This window comes from Pseudomonas sp. UM16, assembly GCF_050312595.1.
In the GTDB taxonomy this organism is placed as follows: Bacteria; Pseudomonadota; Gammaproteobacteria; order Pseudomonadales; family Pseudomonadaceae; genus Aquipseudomonas.
The window spans coordinates 1-18,035 of record NZ_JBNPJT010000018.1 but is presented as its reverse complement, the minus strand read 5'-3'; the positions used below and the strand labels follow the sequence as shown (position 1 = coordinate 18,035).

Annotated in this window: 17 protein-coding genes; 11 read left to right on the top strand and 6 right to left on the bottom strand. The window is 59.5% G+C overall.

Going from position 1 to position 18,035, the window contains the following annotated elements; all coding sequences use genetic code 11:
- The first annotated feature begins 102 nt into the window (after positions 1-102).
- The 3 genes from ACQRAX_RS20385 (at position 103) to ACQRAX_RS20375 (ending at position 4,714) form a co-directional block, all read left to right on the top strand.
- Entirely contained in the window at positions 103-1,725 is a 1,623-nt protein-coding gene (locus tag ACQRAX_RS20385; RefSeq protein WP_412039633.1) for an acyl-CoA synthetase, read from the top strand.
- Positions 1,726-1,748: 23 nt separating this feature from the next.
- Entirely contained in the window at positions 1,749-3,518 is a 1,770-nt protein-coding gene (locus ACQRAX_RS20380; RefSeq protein ID WP_412039634.1) for an acyl-CoA dehydrogenase C-terminal domain-containing protein, read from the top strand.
- A 188-nt stretch (positions 3,519-3,706) separates the two neighbouring features.
- Entirely contained in the window at positions 3,707-4,714 is a 1,008-nt protein-coding gene (locus ACQRAX_RS20375) for a FecR family protein (protein ID WP_412039635.1), read from the top strand.
- 20 nt (positions 4,715-4,734) lie between these two features.
- Here the strand turns inward: ACQRAX_RS20375 and ACQRAX_RS20370 are convergent, their stop codons facing one another.
- Positions 4,735-6,054, bottom strand: a complete 1,320-nt coding sequence (locus tag ACQRAX_RS20370; RefSeq protein ID WP_412039636.1) for a Na+/H+ antiporter family protein — start codon at positions 6,052-6,054, stop codon at positions 4,735-4,737.
- 260 nt (positions 6,055-6,314) lie between these two features.
- On the opposite strand from ACQRAX_RS20370, the gene ACQRAX_RS20365 reads away from it, so the two are divergent.
- The 5 genes from ACQRAX_RS20365 (at position 6,315) to ACQRAX_RS20345 (ending at position 12,379) form a co-directional block, all read left to right on the top strand.
- Entirely contained in the window at positions 6,315-8,462 is a 2,148-nt protein-coding gene (locus ACQRAX_RS20365; RefSeq protein ID WP_412039637.1) for a methyl-accepting chemotaxis protein, read from the top strand.
- Between the two features lie 108 nt (positions 8,463-8,570).
- Positions 8,571-9,581: an ABC transporter substrate-binding protein gene (locus tag ACQRAX_RS20360; RefSeq protein WP_412039638.1), complete on the top strand. Its 1,011-nt coding sequence runs from the start codon at positions 8,571-8,573 to the stop codon at positions 9,579-9,581.
- The gene (locus ACQRAX_RS20355; RefSeq protein WP_412039639.1) at positions 9,578-10,444 is read left to right on the top strand and encodes an ABC transporter permease; all 867 of its coding nucleotides are present in this window, start codon (positions 9,578-9,580) and stop codon (positions 10,442-10,444) included. Before ACQRAX_RS20360 ends, ACQRAX_RS20355 begins: the two co-directional genes overlap by 4 nt.
- Positions 10,445-10,486: 42 nt before the next feature.
- Entirely contained in the window at positions 10,487-11,353 is an 867-nt protein-coding gene (locus tag ACQRAX_RS20350) for a LysR family transcriptional regulator (RefSeq protein WP_412039656.1), read from the top strand.
- Positions 11,354-11,461: 108 nt separating this feature from the next.
- The gene (locus ACQRAX_RS20345; RefSeq protein ID WP_412039640.1) at positions 11,462-12,379 is read left to right on the top strand and encodes an AEC family transporter; all 918 of its coding nucleotides are present in this window, start codon (positions 11,462-11,464) and stop codon (positions 12,377-12,379) included.
- 37 nt (positions 12,380-12,416) lie between these two features.
- On the opposite strand, the gene ACQRAX_RS20340 is transcribed toward ACQRAX_RS20345, so the two are convergent.
- The 5 genes from ACQRAX_RS20340 to ACQRAX_RS20320 form a co-directional block, all read right to left on the bottom strand.
- Complete coding sequence (locus ACQRAX_RS20340) at positions 12,417-13,517, bottom strand: polyamine ABC transporter substrate-binding protein (protein ID WP_412039641.1); 1,101 nt, start codon at positions 13,515-13,517, stop codon at positions 12,417-12,419.
- 108 nt (positions 13,518-13,625) lie between these two features.
- Complete coding sequence (locus tag ACQRAX_RS20335; RefSeq protein WP_412039642.1) at positions 13,626-14,942, bottom strand: sensor histidine kinase; 1,317 nt, start codon at positions 14,940-14,942, stop codon at positions 13,626-13,628.
- Positions 14,939-15,607 carry a response regulator transcription factor gene (locus ACQRAX_RS20330; RefSeq protein ID WP_412039643.1) on the bottom strand — a complete coding sequence of 223 codons (669 nt, stop codon included), beginning with the start codon at positions 15,605-15,607 and terminating at the stop codon, positions 14,939-14,941. The genes ACQRAX_RS20335 and ACQRAX_RS20330 overlap by 4 nt, the downstream gene beginning before the upstream one ends.
- Entirely contained in the window at positions 15,607-15,921 is a 315-nt protein-coding gene (locus ACQRAX_RS20325; RefSeq protein WP_412039644.1) for a PepSY domain-containing protein, read from the bottom strand. The genes ACQRAX_RS20330 and ACQRAX_RS20325 overlap by 1 nt, the downstream gene beginning before the upstream one ends.
- Positions 15,921-16,229: a PepSY domain-containing protein gene (locus ACQRAX_RS20320; RefSeq protein WP_412039645.1), complete on the bottom strand. Its 309-nt coding sequence runs from the start codon at positions 16,227-16,229 to the stop codon at positions 15,921-15,923. The genes ACQRAX_RS20325 and ACQRAX_RS20320 overlap by 1 nt, the downstream gene beginning before the upstream one ends.
- Before the next feature lie 159 nt (positions 16,230-16,388).
- Here ACQRAX_RS20320 and ACQRAX_RS20315 point away from each other — a divergent pair, with 159 nt between their 5' ends.
- The 3 genes from ACQRAX_RS20315 to ACQRAX_RS20305 form a co-directional block, all read left to right on the top strand.
- Positions 16,389-17,468 carry a patatin-like phospholipase family protein gene (locus ACQRAX_RS20315; protein WP_412039646.1) on the top strand — a complete coding sequence of 360 codons (1,080 nt, stop codon included), beginning with the start codon at positions 16,389-16,391 and terminating at the stop codon, positions 17,466-17,468.
- A gap of 52 nt (positions 17,469-17,520) precedes the next feature.
- Complete coding sequence (gene queD / locus ACQRAX_RS20310; protein ID WP_010226613.1) at positions 17,521-17,877, top strand: 6-carboxytetrahydropterin synthase QueD; 357 nt, start codon at positions 17,521-17,523, stop codon at positions 17,875-17,877.
- A partial coding sequence (locus ACQRAX_RS20305; protein WP_427867754.1) for a hypothetical protein occupies positions 17,837-18,035 on the top strand: 199 nt, incomplete at its 3' end. The genes queD and ACQRAX_RS20305, both read left to right, overlap by 41 nt.

Sequence of the window (18,035 nt, the reverse complement as noted above, 5' to 3'; positions counted from 1 at the left end):
ACACCTGAAGGGCCCGCCCTTCACGCCACCTGATCAGAGCTAACAATCAGCCACCGGGGGTTGCAGTACGCCATACAGGCGCCCCCTGCACAGGAACCTTTCATGTCGATTTTCTCTCAGGGCCTGGCGCCCTCTCCTGTCAATCACCAAGCATTGAGCCCCTTGAGCTTCATCGAACGCACTGCGGCGGTCTATGGCCAGTACCCGGCGGTGATTCATGGTGCCATCCGGCGCAACTGGCAACAGACCTACGAACGCTCCCGGCGTCTGGCCAGTGCCCTGGCCGGACGCGGGATTGGCCAAGGCGACACGGTAGCGGTGATGTTGCCGAACATCCCCGCGATGCTGGAGGCGCATTTTGGCGTGCCAATGATTGGCGCCGTGCTCAATGCCCTGAACGTTCGCCTGGACGCCGAAGCCATTGCGTTCATGCTCGAACACGGTGAGGCCAAGGTGCTGATCACCGACCGGGAATTTCACAAGGTCATTGCTGGCGCCCTGGCATTGATAGAGTACCCGCCGTTGGTGGTCGATGTTGACGATCCAGAATACGCTGAAGGCCAGGCGATCAGCGATCTGGACTACGAAGCTTTTCTTGCCGAAGGCGATCCACAGTTCGCCTGGCAATGGCCAGAGGACGAGTGGCAGGCGATCTCGCTGAACTACACCTCTGGCACGACAGGCAACCCCAAAGGCGTGGTCTATCACCACCGTGGCGCCTACCTCAACGCCCTGGGTAACCAGATGACCTGGGCCATGGGCAATCACCCGGTGTACTTGTGGACCCTGCCGATGTTCCACTGCAACGGTTGGTGCTACCCCTGGACCGTCACGGCGCTGGCCGGTACCCATGTGTTCCTGCGTCGGGTCGATCCACAGAAGATCCTCACCCTGATCCGCGAGCATCAGGTCACCCACCTGTGCGGCGCGCCAATTGTGCTCAACGCCTTGATCAACATGCCCGAGTCAGCCAAAGCGGCCATCAATCATCCGGTCAACGCCATGGTCGCCGGTGCCGCACCCCCGGCCAAGGTCATCGGTGCGGTGGAAGAAATGGGTATCAAGGTCACCCATGTCTATGGCCTGACCGAAGTCTACGGGCCGGTAACCGTTTGCGCCTGGCACGCCGAATGGGACGAACAGCCCCTGGCCGAACGGGCGCGGATCAAGTCGCGCCAAGGCGTGCGTTACCCCACCCTTGAAGGCCTGATGGTCGCGGATTCGCAAACCCTGGAACCGGTACAGCGCGATGGCAACACCCTGGGGGAAATCTTCATGCGCGGCAACACGGTAATGAAGGGTTACCTGAAAAACCCCGAAGCCACTGCCGAAGCCTTCCGCGGCGGCTGGTTCCATACCGGCGACCTGGCGGTATGGCATGCCGACGGCTATGTCGAGATCAAGGACCGGCTCAAGGACATCATCATCTCCGGCGGCGAGAACATTTCCACCATCGAAGTCGAGGACACCCTGTATAAGCACCCTGCCGTGCTTGAGGCTGCGGTGGTCGCCCGCCCGGACGAGAAATGGGGCGAAACCCCCTGCGCGTTCATCACCCTCAAAGTCGGTTGTGAGCAGACCAGCGAGGCGCAGATCATCAGCTTCTGCCGCGAGCACCTGGCTGGATTCAAGCTGCCCAAGACCGTGGTCTTCAGTGAGCTGCCGAAAACGTCCACCGGCAAGATCCAGAAGTATCTGTTGCGCGACTGGGCCAAGGCGCTCTGACCCCATTAAACAGCGAGATTCCCATGCCAGAATTCAATGCTCCGCTGCGCGATATGCGCTTCGTCCTTCATGAGGTGTTCCACGGCCCTGACCTCTGGGCGCGTCTGCCGCTGCTGGCCGAACGGGTTGACAGCGACACCGCCGACGCCATTCTCGAAGAGGCAGCGAAGATCACCGGCCAACTGATTGCTCCGCTCAACCGCAGCGGTGACGAACAGGGCGTGTTGTTCGATAACGGTCAGGTGCGTACCCCAGACGGCTTCGCCCACGCCTGGCAGACTTATCGCGAAGGTGGCTGGGTGGGGCTGGCCGGTAACCCCGAGCACGGCGGCCTGGGGATGCCGAAAATGCTCGCGGTGCAGTTCGAAGAAATGCTCTATGCCGCCAACTGCAGCTTCAGCCTCTACTCGGCGTTGAGTGCCGGTTGCTGTCTGGCCCTCGACGCCCATGCCAGTGATGACCTCAAGGCCACTTACCTGCCGCCACTGTACAGTGGCGAGTGGACGGGCACCATGTGCCTGACCGAAGCGCATGCCGGTACTGACCTTGGGATCATCCGCACCAAAGCCGAACCCTGTGCCGATGGCAGTTACCGCATCAGCGGCAGCAAGATCTTCATTACCGGCGGCGAGCAGGACCTCACCGAGAATATCATCCACCTGGTCTTGGCCAAGTTGCCCGACGCGCCAGCCGGGCCCAAGGGTATCTCGCTGTTTCTGGTGCCCAAATTCCTGGTCAATGGCGATGGCAGCCTCGGCCCGCGCAATTCGGCGTATTGCGGCTCCCTTGAGCACAAGATGGGCATCAAGGCCTCGGCCACTTGTGTAATGAACTTCGACGCAGCCAGCGGTTTTCTGATTGGCGAAGCCAACCGCGGGCTGGCGGCGATGTTCACGATGATGAACTACGAGCGCCTGTCGATTGGCATCCAGGGCATCGGTTGCGCCGAAGCCTCCTACCAGAATGCTGCGCGCTATGCCCAAGACCGCCTGCAAAGCCGGGCGGCGACTGGCGCTCAAGCACGCGACAACGTTGCCGACCCGATCATCGTGCATCCGGATGTACGCCGCATGCTCTTGACCATGCGGGCCCTGACTGAAGGTGGGCGGGCATTTGCCACCTATGTCGGCCAGCAACTGGATATCGCCAAATATGCCGAAAATGTTGAAGAGCGCGAGCTCGCCCAGCGTCAGGTAGCGCTGCTGACCCCTGTGGCCAAAGCATTCTTTACCGACAATGGCCTGGAAAGCTGCGTGCTTGGCCAGCAGGTGTTTGGCGGTCACGGTTATATCCGCGAATGGGGTCAGGAACAGTTGGTGCGCGATGTACGTATCGCCCAGATCTATGAAGGTACCAACGGCATTCAGGCCCTCGACCTGCTGGGCCGCAAGGTGGTGGCCGATGGCGGCAGAGCACTGGCCGAGTTCACGGCGCAGATTCACCACTTCTGTGAAGGCGATACGCCCTATCGCGCATCACTGCTGAAGGCGACAACGACGCTGGAAAGTCTCAGTCAGTGGCTCTGCAGCCAAGCCAGCGAGGACGCCAACGCTGTGGGCGCCGCCTCGGTCGAGTACTTGCAGCTGTTCGGTTATGTGGCCTACGCCTACATGTGGGCACGCATGGATGCCGTAGCCGAGACAAAACTGACACAGGATCCGGCTTTTTATGGCGCCAAACGTGCCACCGCCGCGTTCTTCTTTGCCCGCCTACTTCCCCGCACCTTGTCCCTGGAGGCCAATATTCGGGCGGGCAGTACTTCACTGTTCAACCTCGCAGCTGAACAGTTCTAAGTAGTTTCGACCGTCAGTCGGCCAAGGTTAAACAGCTATACCTCGTCACCAGGCGGGGTATAGCTGCGAACTCAGTGCATTTGCAGAGTTTTACCCGACAAAAACCTTACAACTGATAGTCATTCGCCATTATCTCGGGTTCTCCCACCTACGCTGCAAGGGTAGAATAGGCAAAACCGGGAGTCTTGATGAACCAAACCAGCCGCAGCGCCGACCAATCTGATGCCATCACTGATGCCGCTGCACATTGGTGCCTGCGTCTGCAAGCTGAAGACTGCTCAGCAGCCGAACGCCAGGCCTTTGAGCTGTGGCTCGCCGCCGATCCTGTGCATGCCGAGGAATACCAGGCCATGCTGGACATCTGGCAGACCGCTGACCATCTGCCACGCAGTAACACACCTGGCAAAGTCATTGCCCTTCCCCGCCGTCGTCGCAGCGCTTGGCGCCACTATGCTTCAGCCGCCGCCATTGCCCTGCTGGCCCTGCCGACAGGCGCTTGGATCGGTTGGGATCAAGGCTGGTTGCCGAATCAATATCAGTATCTGGAAAGCACCAGTTCCATCAGCCATGTCTTACTCAAAGACGGTAGCCAGGTCGAGTTGAACCTGGGCAGCGCGTTGCGCTTCACTAACTACAAGGACGAACGCCGGGTCACCCTGGTCAAGGGCGAGGCGTTCTTCAAGGTCAAGCACGATAGCCAGCATCCGTTTGTGGTGCATGCCGCCCAAGGGCAGACGCGGGTGACCGGCACTCAGTTCAACGTCTGGAAATATGAAGATCAGGTCAAAGTGACCCTGGTCGAAGGATCGGTGCTGGTCAGCAGCGACGCGCACGACACCGATGGTGGCTATCGCCTGGGCCCGGGCATGCAGGCCAGCTACCAGTCCGGTGACTTCGAGCCACGCCTGAGCCAAACCTACAGCCACGACACCAGCCTGGCCTGGCGTGATGGCAAGTTGATCCTCGATAACCTGAGCCTGGCTCAAGCCCTGCCGCAGATCAACCGCTACCTGGACAAACCCCTGCAACTGGCCGACGAAAGCACCGGTAACATCCGCATCAGTGGCATCTACGACACCAGCCAGATCAAGCGCCTGGTTGGCAACTTGCCCAAGGTTTTGCCGGTTTACCTGACCCGGGGCAAAGACGGCAGCATGCTACTCAACCGCATCTCGCCTCCCCCTGCACGCGGTTGAGCCTTGCGCTTGACCAAGCGCTACAGCATCATTGCCGCCAACCAACCGAACGCCAGCAAGGGCAAGTTGTAGTGGAGGAAGGTCGGCACCACGGTGTCCCAGATATGGTGATGCTGGCCATCGACGTTAAGCCCTGAGGTCGGACCGAGGGTCGAGTCCGAGGCCGGTGAACCAGCATCGCCCAGCGCACCGGCGGTACCGACAATGCACACGGTGGCCACCGGGTCGAAGCCCAGTTGCACGCACAGCGGCACGAAAATCGCGGCAAGAATCGGCACAGTGGAAAACGATGAGCCGATCCCCATGGTGACCAGCAAGCCCACCAGCAGCATCAGCAACGCGCCGACACCTTTGCTGTGGTCAATCCACGCCGCCGAGGTTTCCACCAGGCTTTTGACCTCGCCAGTGGCTTTCATGACTTCAGCAAAACCGGACGCGGCGATCATGATGAAGCCGATCATGGCCATCATTTTCATGCCTTCGGTAAACAGGTCATCCGTTTCCTTCCAGCGCACGATGCCTGAGACCGAGAAAATCAAAAATCCGGCCATGGCGCCAATGATCATTGAGTCCAGCCACAACTGAATGATGAACGCTGCGGCGATGGCAATACCGGCCACCAGCAGGGTCAGCGGGTTGTAGCGCACCGCCACCTGCTCGACCTGCTCGATTTTTTCCAGATCATAGACGCGCTTTTTGCGGTAGCTGAACAGCACTGCCAACAGCAGGCCAAAGAGCATCCCCGCCGCCGGAATGGCCATCGCGTGCGTAACATTGACCGCACTGACATCCACGCCACTGCGGCTGACGTTGGCCAGCAGTATCTCGTTAAGGAAGATGTTGCCAAAACCCACCGGCAGGAACATGTACGGTGTGATCAGGCCGAATGTCATCACGCAGGCTACCAGGCGTCGATCGATCTGCAGCTTGGTCAGAACATAGAGCAGCGGTGGCACCAGCAACGGAATAAAGGCGATGTGAATCGGCAGGATATTCTGCGAGGAGATCGCCACCACCAGGAGCAAGCCAATCAATAGCCATTTGACCTTGCCAACATTGCCGTGGCCTTGCTGACCGACCATAGCCAGGACACGGTCGGCCAGGGCATGGGCCATGCCGGACTTGGCAATCGCCACAGCAAAGGCGCCGAGCAAAGCATAGGACAAAGCGACCGTAGCACCACCGCCCAGACCACTGTTGAACGCCTTGAGCGTTCCGTCGATGCCCAGCCCACCCACCAGGCCGCCAGCCAGGGCGCCGACGATCAGGGCGATCACCACATGCACGCGGGACAGACTCAAGATCAGCATGATGCCGACCGCGGCAATTACTGCATTCATTCCTGTGACCTCTAGGAAGCGGACAAAAAGCGACCGATTCGGCGACAAACTGCCCGGGAGCAGTGGCCGAACGACGGTATTTTTATGGAGGGCGCACACTCTGAAGCAGGCTTTCACGCTTGTCAAAGTTCACAACGCGATTGGTGTCGTAGGAATGAACGAAAAAGACGCATCTCAATTGATCGTTTGAATAAAGAAAACGGCGAAACTGCCGATAACGTCGGCAGCCTCAATCTTTTTTTGGATCAAAGGACTTCGCCATGTCGTTCAGACAACTTTCCATTCAGTGGAAAATCACCCTGCTGGCCGGCTTGTGCTTGGCCAGCATCGTAACCCTGCTGGTGGGCCTTTCGTTGTACCGCATGGAACAGAGCTCAGCGCTGGTCAAAGCCAGCAGCATGCAGATGCTCACTGAAGCGGCTCAGGGACGCATTGAATCGCAGGGCGAAGTCCAGGCCTTGAACATTCGCCGTCAGTTCATGGATGCCTACCAGTACGGCGCTGGTTTCGCCCGCCAGGTTCTGTTCTTGCGGGAGCAGTCGGAAAAGCGTTTCCTCGATGCTTTCGATCTGCGTGAGGACCTGACTCGCCAGGTGCGTGCCGCCTTGCAGGCCAACCCCGACTTGCTCGGTCTGTCGCTGGTGTTCGAGCCCAATGCGCTGGACAACAAGGACGAACTGTTCGTCAACCAGGAGCAATTGGGCAGCAACGAAAAAGGCCGCTTTGCCCTGTATTGGTCGCAACCGACCCCAGGCAAACTGACCTCCATGGCCCTGCCGGAACGTGACATGGCCGATACCAGCATTGGCCCCAGCGGCGAGCCCGCCAATACCTGGTCCGTATGCCCGCGCACGACCGGCAAGACCTGCGTGATCGAACCCTACTTCTATGAGATCGACGGCCAACGGGTGCTGATGACCAGCATCGTGTTCCCGCTGATGGTCGCCGACAAGGTTGTCGCTACCCTGTCCATCGATATCAACCTCAACAGCCTGCAGGCGCTGAGCCAGCAAGCCAGCAACAATCTTTACCAGGGCCAGACCCAGGTGAGCATTCTCAGCCCCGTGGGCCTGCTGGCCGGCTACAGCCCGGACGCTGGCAAACTAGCCCAACGCCTTGATCAGGTCGACCCGGAGAAAGGCGCCGAGCTGATCCGTCTGCTGGCCGACAGCACACCACTGCACAGCATCCACCATGAACAGCGTCTGAAAGTCCTGGCCTCCTTTGCACCAATCCCCGGCGGCAAAGCCTGGGGCGTGCTGCTCGACGTACCGCAAAGCGCCCTGACCGGTCCCGCCGAGGCCCTCAAACAGGAACTCGACCGCAGCAACACCAGCGGCACCCTGGCCGAGCTTGGCCTGGGTGGACTGGCAGCGATCATCGGCCTGTTGCTGATCTGGCTGCTAGCCCGCGGCGTCACCCGACCGATCCTCGGTGTAGCGACCATGCTCAAAGACATCGCCAGCGGCGAAGGCGACCTGACCCGACGCCTCAACTACGACAAGCGCGATGAGCTGGGTGAACTGGCTGGCTGGTTCAACCGTTTCCTGGACAAGCTGCAGCCAACCATTGCCGAGGTCAAGCGCTCGGTCCAGGCAGCCCGCGACACCGCCGATCAGTCATCGGCCATTGCCAGCCAGACCAGCGCCGGCATGGAACAGCAATACCGCCAGGTTGACCAGGTAGCCACCGCCTCGCATGAAATGAGTGCCACTGCCCAGGACGTTGCCCGCAGCGCCGCCCAGGCCGCCCAGGCTGCCCGCGACGCCGACCAGGCCACACGCCGGGGCCTGGCGGTAATCGACCGCACCACCACCAGCATCGATACCCTGGCGGCGGACATGAGCACCGCCATGGCTCAGGTCGAAGGGCTGGCCGAGAACAGCGACAAGATCGGTTCTGTATTGGAAGTGATCCGGTCCATCGCTGAGCAAACCAACCTGCTGGCCCTCAATGCGGCCATCGAAGCCGCGCGCGCCGGCGAAGCGGGTCGCGGTTTCGCCGTAGTCGCCGATGAGGTGCGCAACCTGGCTCGGCGTACGCAGGAGTCGGTGGAAGAAACCCGGCAGGTGATTGAACAACTGCAGGCCGGTACCCGCGAAGTAGTCGGTGCCATGGACAGTAGCCATCGCCAGGCACAGGGCAGCGTCGAGCAGGTCAGCCAGGCGGTTACCGCGCTGCAGCAGATCGGTGATGCGGTCACCGTGATCAGCGACATGAACCTGCAAATCGCCAGCGCCGCCGAAGAGCAAAGTGCGGTGGCCGAAGAGATCAACAATAACGTCGCAACCATCCGCGATGTGACCGAATCACTCTCCGGTCAAGCCAATGAATCGGCGCGGGTCAGCCAGTCGCTCAACAGCCTGGCCAACCAGCAGCAGGGGTTGATGGATCAGTTCCGGGTGTGACCGTGTCGCGGGGCAATCCCGCTCCTGCAGCACAGCAGGAGCGAGATTGCCCCGCGAAGGCGCCCGCCGACTACACTTGCCAGACTCCCTTTCTGAGAGCGAGGCACCATGAACCGACTCATCACCCTGCTCAGCAGCGCCCTGCTGACGTTGAGCCTGGTTACCCAAGGTCTTGCCACCGAAAATCGCAGTCCTATCCTTTTCGGCGACATCACTTGGGAAAGCGGCAGCCTGACCACGGAAATCCTGCGCCTGATCGTTGAGAAAGGTTACGGCTACCCCACCGACACCCTCCCCGGCAGCACCGTCAGCATGGAAGTGGCCCTGGCGCGTAACGACATCCAGGTGATCGCCGAAGAATGGGCCGGTCGCAGCCCGGCCTGGGTGAAGGCCGAACAGGCCGGCCAGGTGTTCGCCATTGGCGACACGGTGAAAAATGCCGATGAAGGCTGGTATGTGCCCGAGTATGTGATCAAGGGTGATGCTGCGCGTGGCATCCAGGCCCAGGCGCCGCAGCTGCGATCGGTGGATGATCTCAAACACTATGCCAACGTGTTCAGCGACCCGGAATCACCCGATAAAGGCCGCTTCCTCAATAGCCCCAGCGGCTGGACCTCAGAAACCGTCAACAGCCAGAAGCTCAAGGCTTATGGCCTGAACCACCTGTATGTGAACTTTCGCACTGGCTCCGGCGCCGCTCTAGATGCGGAAATCACCTCGGCGATACGCCGCGGCAAACCAGTGCTGTTCTACTACTGGTCGCCAACACCACTGATGGGCCGCTTCGCTCTGGTGCGCCTGGAAGAACCGGCGTTCAACGACGCAGCCTGGCAGACCCTGACTGATGCCAACAACCCCAACCCTCAAGGCACTCGCTCACTGCCAGCAAAACTGTCCATCGGTATCTCTGCCCCGTTTCGCCAGGACTACCCAGAATTGGTCGAGTTCTTCGCCAAGGTCGATCTGCCTATCGACACCTTGAACACGTCTCTGGCGCACATGAACGAAAAGCGCCAATCGCCCAAAGAAGCGGCACTAACCTTCATGCGTGAACACCCGAACATCTGGAAAGCCTGGCTACCGGCCACTGTCGCCAGCAATGTTGAGGGTGGCCTGTGAGTGATGGTTTTCCGCAAGCGCTGCATTTCTCTTTCGCCGATAGCGTCAATCGCTTCGTCGACTGGCTGGTGCTGGCCTACGGGGACCACTTGCGCAGCGTTTCGCAAAGCCTGCTGGACCTGCTGGTCGGCCTGGAAAATCTGCTGCGGGCAACACCTTGGTGGTTATTGCTGGTGGTGGTTGCGCTACTCACCTGGCATGCCAGTCGTAGCATCTTTCGGGCGCTGCTGCTGACGGGACTGCTGTTTCTGATTGGCGTCGTCGGCCTATGGGACAAGCTCCTGCAAACCTGCGCCCTGGTGCTGGTGAGCACTGGCCTGTGCATCCTCATCGGAGTACCTGTCGGCGTATTGCTGGCCAGCCGCCCGCGGGCACGCCGCTGGATGATGCCAGTCCTCGACGTTATGCAGACCCTACCCAGTTTCGTCTACCTGATTCCTGTGCTGATGTTGTTTGGCCTGGGCAAGGTTCCGGCGATTTTCGCCACTCTGATCTACGCGCTGCCACCGCTGATTCGCCTGACCGAGCTGGGCTTGTCGCAGATCGACCCGACGCTGACTCAAGCCGCCCAAGGGTTGGGGGCCGGGCGCTGGCAGCGCCTGCGGCGGGTCATGCTTCCGCTTGCCATGCCGAGCATCATGGCCGGGCTCAATCAGTCCGTGATGATGGCCTTGTCTATGGTGGTGGTCGCCTCAATGATCGGCGCACGGGGCTTGGGTGAAGATGTGCTGGCCGGGATTCAGACGTTGAATGTCGGCAAGGGCGTTGAAGCAGGCTTGGCAATTGTGGCGTTGGCAATGGTGATTGACCGAATAACCCAGGCCTATGGAAAGCCCAAAGCTGGCGCTTTCAATCAGCGTTGATCGACGCCATGATAAATGCCCAGCCCCCCACCGGAGTCCGAGTTGTCGCTCAAAGCCCTGCGCACCCTGGTCACCATCGCCCGCCACGGCACCTTTGCCCGTGCGGCCGACATCCTCAGCCTGACACCTTCGGCAGTCAGCCTGCATATTCGTAGCCTGGAGCAAGCGCTAAATGTCAGTCTGTTTGACCGCAGTCGGCGCCAGGTCAGTCTGACCGAGGCCGGGCACCTTGTCGTTGAACGCGCCGAGGGGATCCTCGCCGCTTACGACGAGATGGCCGATGCGCTGGTCAGTGGCCCCGGGTTACACGGTCGCCTGAAGATCGGTGCGATCCAGACGGCTCTGGCCGGGCGTCTGCCCGCGGCGCTGGTGCGGATCAAGGCCGAGCATCCACACTTGCACATCAGTGTACTTTCGGGAATGTCCGCAGAACTTGCACGGCGCGTCGAAGACGGTGAACTGGATGCCGCGATTACTACTGAACCCGTTCCTCCCTACCCGCCCAACCTGGACTTCACCCCGCTGTACCGCAACCGATTCTGGGCTGTCGCCGGCCTGGAATTTGCTGGTGTAAGTTTGAGGGAGCTGCTGGCCACCCAGCCGTTCCTGCGCTTTGATAAACGTGCCTGGGCCGGGCGCATCATTGAGCAGGAATTACGCAAGCTGCAGCTACCGGTGAGCGAGCAGATGGAGCTGGACAGCCAGCAAGCACTGACGCATATGGCCTCGATGGGCCTGGGCGTAGCGATCGTACCGCTGGCCGATGAAGACTTGCCGCGCCTGCCCGAGGTGACCTTACTGCCGTTTGGCGAACCGCAGCGCGTGCGTCACGTTGGCCTGCTCGAGCATGCCAACAGCCGTCGCCGCCACCTGACCGCTGCATTGAAAACAGCGTTAAGTGAACCATGAAGTTTTCCTCAACAGTCGATTGAGAATTCCACGTTTTTTTCTTTCAATGCTACAGGCTAGCCTGATGTCGACTCCCGACTGGGAGCGCATTACTACGGAAAACGCCTGATGCTGAACCTGATCCTCACCACCATCGTCCCGATTGCCTTGCTGATTGCCTTGGGCCGCTGGTTGCGGGGCAATGGCTTTCTTGGCGAGCACTTCTGGCCGGCGGCAGAGCGCCTGAGTTACTTCGTGTTGCTACCCGCGCTGTTCATGCATGGCCTTGCCACCGCTGACCTGAACGGCCCGCCGGTGTTCGACATGGTTGCTGTGCTGCTGCTTTCGACGCTGATCGGCGCCACCTTGCTGGTGCTGTGCAAGGGCGCCGTAGCAGCCGACGGCGCCAGTTTCACTTCGGTGTTTCAGGGTGGTGTGCGTTTTAACAACTACATTGGCGCGACACTGGCAGCCGGTATCTATGGCTCAGGGGGCATTGCGTTGGCGGCCGTAGCCAATGCCGCCATCGTGCCCACGGTGAATGTGCTGTGCGTCATGGTTTTTGCGCGTTACAGCGGTACACGCAGTTCACCTGGCACGGTGCTCAAGGCGATCATCAGCAACCCACTGATCGTCGGCTGCGCTGCCGGCATCCTGCTGCGCCTGACTGGCATAGGCTTGCCGCCAGGTATCGAACCAACCATCAGGGCCCTTGGGCAAGCGGCACTGCCATTGGGCCTGCTATGCGTCGGCGCAGCACTGGGTAGCAGCGCTCAGGGCCTGGGCCCGCGCCCGCTGATAGCGGCGTCGATATTTAAGTTCGTGGTGCTGCCACTGACCACCTATGGCGTCTGCCGAGTGCTCGGGCTCAGTGGCCAGGCGGCGATTGTCGCCATTCTATTTCAAGCACTGCCGACCGCTTCGTCTTCGTATGTAATGGCCCGGCAAATGGGCGGCAATGCACCGCTGATGGCCAACATCATTGCCTTGCAGACCGTGCTGGCAGCGCTGACGTTACCGCTGATGCTCAGCCTGACCCTGGTGTGAGGGTTGGGGCTGCGCGCAGCCCCATTGCACAACAGGTTTACTTGTCCGACTTGATGCTGGTCCAGACCCTGGTACGAACGCGCTCCATTTTCTGCGGCAGGGGCTGCACGACATAGAGCTTGGCCAGTGCGTCCTGGGTCGGGGTCAGATTCGGATTACCGGTGATTTCTGGGTTGATGAGCGCCATCGAATCTTTGTTGGCATTGGGATAGCCGAGAAAATCACTGATCGGCGCGATGACTTTCGGGTCCAGGAGGTTGTTGAGAAACTCATGGGCCTCAGCGACATTTTTCGCGCTCTTGGGAATGGCAAAGGTGTCAAACCAGATCGGTGCCCCCTCTTTTGGCAGTCGCCAATCAACCACCACGCCATTGCCCGCCTCCTTGGCGCGGTTACCGAACTGATAAAAACTGCCGGAATAACCAATGGCGACACAGATGTCACCGTTGGCGATGTCGGTCATGTATTTGGCCGAATTGAAGTAGGTAACATAGGGACGAACCTTGAGCATCAAGGCCTTGGCTTTTTCGTAGTCATCAGGGTTCTGGCTGTTGGGGTCCAGGCCAAGGTAGTGCAAGACCAGCGGCAATATTTCCGAAGGGGAGTCGAGCATGGCCACGCCGCAGGATTTAAGCTTTTCCATGTTTTCCGGCTTGAACACCAGGTCCCAGCTGTCCACCGGCGCCTGCTCACCCAGCGCGGCCTTGACCTTGGCCGGATTGAAGCCGATCAGCACGGTGCCATACATGTAAGGCACGCCATACTGGTTCCCTGGGTCGTTGCTGTTCAGGAGTTTGAGCAGCACCGGGTCCTGATGACGCCAGTTGGGCAATTTGCTCTTGTCCAGCTTCTGAAACACTCCCGCCTTGATTTGGGTATCGAGAAACTGGTTCGACGGCACCACCAGGTCATAGCCAGAGTTGCCGGTCAGCAACTTGGCCTCCAGGGACTCGTTGGTATCGAAGGTATCCCAGGTCACTTTGATGCCCGATTTCGCGGCAAAGTCCTTGGGCACTGAGGGCAGTATGTAGTCTGCCCAGTTGTACACCCGCAACTCTTGCACTTGCGCCTGCACAGTGCCGACCAGCAACGTCAGTGCCCCCGCGCCGACAACAAGCTTACGTTTCAATGTGGCCATGGATTGTCCCCCCGAGTTTGGCGTTCTGATTCTTGCTGAGGGGTTTGGCGAATCACAGTGTGTGGTTGGCCAAAAAGAGATCGTAATGGCCAATTTTCGTGAGCCGTGTTAACCCCTGCGCGGCAACTCAATACTGACCCGTAACCCGCCAAGGGGGCTGTCTTGAAGTGTCATCTGCCCACCCCAGACATCGACGATGTCCCGCACAATGCCCAATCCCAGGCCATGCCCATCAATCTGCTCATCCAGCCGGGTACCGCGTTCGAGCACTTGCTCGCGATCAGATTCAGGAATACCCGGCCCATCGTCGTCAATAACCAGTTGATAGCGTTCGGGCTGATCTTCGATAGTCAACTGCACTTCGCTGTCAGCCCATTTGCAGGCGTTATCAAGCAGATTGCCGAGCAGCTCGAGCAGATCTTCACGATCCCAGGGTAGCAACAGACCAGGCGGCACACGCTGACTGAGTTCCAAACCCTCGCCATGGATCATGCCGAGGGTCGAAAGCAGCCCAGGCAGCTCGGCATCACAATCGAATTGCGCACCGGGCAAGGCATCGCCAGCCAGCCGGGCACGGTTGAGCTCACGACTTAAACGCTGCTGGATCTGTTGCAGTTGCTCACGCAATTGTACGCGGACCTGCGGGGCATCTTTGAGTTGATCGCTGGACGCCAGGCTCAGCAGCACCGCCATCGGTGTTTTCAGCGCGTGGCCCAGATTGCCCAGGGCATTTCGCGAACGACGCAAGCTGTCTTCGGTATGGGCCAGCAGGTGGTTGATTTGTGCGACCAGAGGCTCGAGCTCGCTCGGCACCTGAGTGTCGAGCTGGGAGCGTTTGCCCTGTTGCAGCTGGGCGATCTGTTCGCGGACACGCTCAAGCGGACGCAACGAACGGGTGACGGTGATGCGCTGCAGTATCAACACCAGCACCAACGCAAGCAGGCCCAGGCCCAGGCCGATCTGCTGCATGCGCTGGAACTGTTCGCGCACCGGGGTGTAATCTTGGGCAACACTGATTGAAATTGCCTGACCAAAGCGCCGATAGTCACTGCGCAACAGCAGCAACTGCTGGTTTTCAGGGCCCAGCTCCTGGTCGGTATGCAGACCGCTGGTAGCCGGAGCTGGCATCTCCAGGTCCCAGAGCGAACGGGAACGCCAGGTGCCACCATCGAAATCAATGCGGAAGTAGTAACCGGAGAACGGTCGCTGGTAGGCGGAAGAAATGCGCCGCTCATCCAGTTCGAGGCCGGACTGCCCGCGCACCAAGGCAATTAGCAGGTTTTCACTTTCCTTGCGCAGACCGGTCTCGAGGTAGCGCTGCAACCCCACCTCGAACAACCACAGACTCAATTGCGCAAGGGCCAGGCCAACCAGCACCAGCACCGCGATCAGACCGAGGCTCAAACGTGCCTGGATCGACTTCACTCGGTACTCCCGGCATAACGATAACCCTGGCCGCGGCGGGTCTCTATGACACTGCGTCCGAGCTTGCGCCGCAGGTGATTGACGTGCACTTCCAAGACGTTGGAGTCACGCTCAGTCTCGCCGTCATAAAGGTGTTCGGCCAAGTGGCTTTTGGACAGGATCTGTTGCGGGTGCAGCATGAAATAGCGCAACAGACGAAACTCTGCGGCAGTAAGCTGAATATCTTCACCGTCGCGAGTTACACATTGACGTCCTTCATCCAACTGCAGGCCGGCCGCCTCCAGCGTTGACTGATTGGCCAGGCCGCGAGCACGGCGCAGTAGCGACTGCACGCGCAGCATCAGCTCTTCCGGGTGAAAGGGTTTGCTCAGGTAATCATCGGCACCGGCCTTCAGCCCTTCGATGCGTTCAGCCCAAGAGCTGCGAGCCGTGAGGATCAGCACCGGTGTGGCCAGCCCGGCCGCACGCCATTGGCTGAGCACCTCAAGCCCCGGTAAGCCGGGTAAGCCCAGGTCGAGAATAATCAGGTCATAGGGTTCACTGCTACCCTGGTAAACCGCATCGCGACCATCGGCCAGCCAATCGACAGCGTAGCCCTGACGCTGCAGGCCTTGAGTCAGTTCATCAGCCAGCGGGACATTGTCTTCGACCAGTAGCAGGCGCATCAATCATCTTCCTCATCTTTGAGCAGCGCTCCATTGGATGCATCGAGTTTGATTTCGCGCACCACCCCAGCAGGGGTCAACAGCTCGACCTCATACTCATAGCGGTCGTGCTTCTCTTCCAGTTCCGCCTCCAGCAACGTCGCCCCGGGATAGCGTCCCAGGGCGTCTTCGAGCAGTTGCTCCAGCGGCAGGATAACGCCCTGTTGCCGTAGCTTCAGGGCTTCATCCTGATCGAGGTCGCGAGCTAATGCCAGCGAACAAAAGGCTAACAGCGCAACGAGAACCGTCTGTGCTGTTCGCAAACGTACGGTCATTAGTTATCCCGAGCGTCCTTGAGAATTTCACCGGTCTTGGCATCCATATCCACATCCCACTCGACGTTCTGAGCGTCACGCATCTCGACCTTGTAGATGTAACGGCCGTACTCGTCTTCCAGCTCGGAATCAGTGACAGTGGCACCTGGATGCTTGGCGACAGCCTTGGCCTTCAAATCGTCCAGCGACAGGATGGTCTTGGCCTGGACCAGCTTCACGACTTCATCAGGCTGTACGTCCTTGGCCATGGCAACGTTGGCGCTCAGGGCAAGAGCAGCAGTGGCGAACAGGGCAGTCAAAGTTTTCATGGTGTCTCTCCGTTGAGATCAATAATGTTTCTACGGGGCCTAGATTAACTAATCGAACTTAATTGAAGCTGAAAACAACTGGCGACATGATAGCGCACCCCTGCCCCACAACTGGACCACTGTTCTTTATAATTGCCGCCTCCAGACAGCGAGGCCCGTATGAGCGCAATCCATATCAAGTACCCGGCCCTGACTCTCAAGGCCGGCAACAGTGCCCTGCAACGCATTCGTGAACGTGGCTTGCAGGCTATTGATGTGGGCGTGCTGCCGGGCGCCGCGGGCGGCCCCAAGGCCCTCGGCATCCAGGGCCTGGACCTGGCGCTATTTGGTCACTGGCTGCCCAGTGCGCCGCGTGAGCGGGCGCTGATAGGGGCGTCGATCGGCTCCTGGCGATTTGCCAGTGCCTGCTTGCCCAACCCGGCTCAAGCACTGCTGCGTCTCGGGCAACTCTATACCGAACAAGACTTTGCCAAAGGCGTGACACAAGCTGAGGTCAGCCGCAGCTGTCAGCATATGCTTGATGAGTTGTTGCAAGGGCGCGACGCACAGGTTCTGCAAAGCCCCGACTACCGCCTTAATATCATGGTGGTCAAAAGCCACGGATTGCTGGCCGATGATCATCGCGCACGCTTAGGCATGGGCCTGTCTTCGGTAATCGCCAACAACTTGATCGGCCGCCCACGACTGGCCCGCCATTTTGAGCGCATCATCCTCCACGACGCTCGCAGCAATCCGCCGTTGCAGGCGTTGACAGATTTTCCGTCCCGCTGCTTGCCACTGGATGTCGCTAACTTGCGCCATGCTCTGCTTGCCTCAGGGTCCATTCCACTGATCATGGAAGGCGTACGCGATATTCCGGGCGTTGGCGTGGGCACCTACCGTGATGGCGGCTTGCTCGACTATCACCTGGACTTGCCATACGAGGGCGACGACCTCGTGCTTTACCCGCACTTCACCGACAAGGTCATCCCGGGCTGGTTCGACAAGGCCCTTCCCTGGCGACGTGGTGATGCCCAGCGCTTGCGCAATGTGCTGCTACTGGCACCGTCGGCGCAGTACCTTGCTAGCCTGCCCTACGGCAAGCTGCCAGATCGCAGCGACTTCAAGCGCTTCATGGGTGATGCAGCTAGCCGTCAGCGCTATTGGCACAAAGCAATGGTCGAAAGCCAGCGCCTAGGCGATGAATTGCTTGAGCTGATAGAAACCGGCGGGCTGCACGCGCAACTGCAACCGCTGTAACGACCATGCTGGTAAACTGCTCGCTAGCATTGGCTTTCAGAGTTGAGACATCGTGGAAATTTTCAAAGAGTTCACCTTCGAGTCGGCACACCGTCTGCCGCACGTTCCTGAAGGGCACAAGTGCGGCCGCCTGCACGGCCACTCGTTCAAGGTTGCCCTGCACCTGACCGGCCCACTGGACCCGCATACCGGCTGGATTCGCGATTTTTCCGAGATCAAGGCGATCTTCAAGCCTTTATACGAACAGCTGGACCACAACTACCTGAATGATATTCCTGGCCTGGAAAACCCGACCAGTGAAGTGATCGCCAAATGGATCTGGGATCAGGTCAAGCCCTTGCTGCCTGAGCTGTCCAAGGTGCGCATTCATGAGACCTGCACCAGTGGTTGTGAGTATTACGGCGACTGATTCAGCATTGGATGCGATGAAACCACCCTGCTGGGTGGTTTTTTTTGCCCGATGGTTGTTGCGCTCTGGGCTGTGGAAACCGAAAAGACAAAACCCCTACCTGCAGATGCAGATAGGGGTTTCGGAATTTAATCTTGACGATGACCTACTCTCACATG